The organism is Streptomyces sp. ATLC9 (assembly GCF_057196705.1).
Window position 1 is genome coordinate 1 of sequence record NZ_JBXUOY010000519.1, and the last position, 1,130, is coordinate 1,130.

The 1,130-nt window shown below is 72.3% G+C and carries 1 protein-coding gene; it reads right to left on the reverse strand.

The genetic code is table 11. From position 1 onward, the window contains the following. A partial coding sequence (gene rarD, locus AC2CJA_RS26790; RefSeq protein ID WP_484605226.1) for an EamA family transporter RarD occupies positions 1–863 on the reverse strand: 863 nt, incomplete at its 3' end. Positions 864–1,130: the final 267 nt, after the last annotated feature.

Sequence of the window (1,130 nt, forward strand, 5' to 3'; positions counted from 1 at the left end):
CCCCCAGCACCGCGCCCTCGGCCAGCAGGTGGTGCGGGGCGGCGCGCGGTGTGCAGAGCGTCCCAGGTGAGCAGGCACAGTGCGGCCCAGACGAGCAGGAAGCCGGCCCAGCGCTCGGGCGGCATCTCCTCGTCGAAGGCCAGCAGGCCCAGCAGGAACATCGAGGCGGGCGCCAGGTACTGCAGCAGGCCGATCGTGGACAGCGGCAGCCGTACGGCCGCCCCGCCGAAGAAGATCAGCGGCAGTGCGGTGGCCAGCCCGGCCAGGGAGAGCAGCAGCGCGTGCCCGGCCCCCTCGGTGGCGAAGGTGGCCTCGTCCCGCGAGGCCAGGAAGACCAGGAAGGCGACGGCGGGCAGGAACTGCACGGCCGTCTCGGCCCCGAAGCCCGCCACCCCGTCCAGCCGGACGCCCTTCTTGATCAACCCGTAGAGCGCGAAGGTGACGGCCAGGGCGAGCGAGAGCCAGGGCAGTCGGCCGTACGCGACGGTCATCACACCCACCGCCAGCGCCCCGATGCCGACGGCCACCCACTGGGCGGGCCGCAGTCGTTCGCGCAGCAGCAGGACGCCGAAGGCGATGGATATCAGCGGGTTGATGAAGTAGCCGAGTGACGCCTCGATGACCTTCCCGCTCCCGACCGCCCAGATGAACAACCCCCAGTTGACCGATATCAATCCGGCGGCCAGGGCGACCAGCCCGAGCTTGCGGGGGTCGCGCAGCAGCGGGCGCACCCAGGCCCAGCGGCGCAGCGCGGCCAGGATGACCAGGGCGGTGGGCAGCGACCACACCATCCGGTGGGCCAGGACCTCGGTGGCGCCGGCGGGCTCCAGCAGAGCCCAGTACAGCGGTAGCAGGCCCCACATCCCGTAGGCGGCGAAGCCGAACAACAGTCCTGTGCGCTGCTCGCCCTGCGACTCCAACGTTCCTCCTCCGGGACGGCCGGTCCGGCCGGACCGGCCGTCCCGGCCTTGCTGGCCGACGTCAAGACGGTAGCGCCGTACGCCCCGGCTGTCATTTCCGTTCCGGTGTACGGTGCTTACGTATCGTGCTCCGTCCCGCACGCTCGGCGCATCCCGGCCGGGACGCGCCGAATCCCACGCCGTCCGAACGGCCGAGGGGCCGGTCCCGCC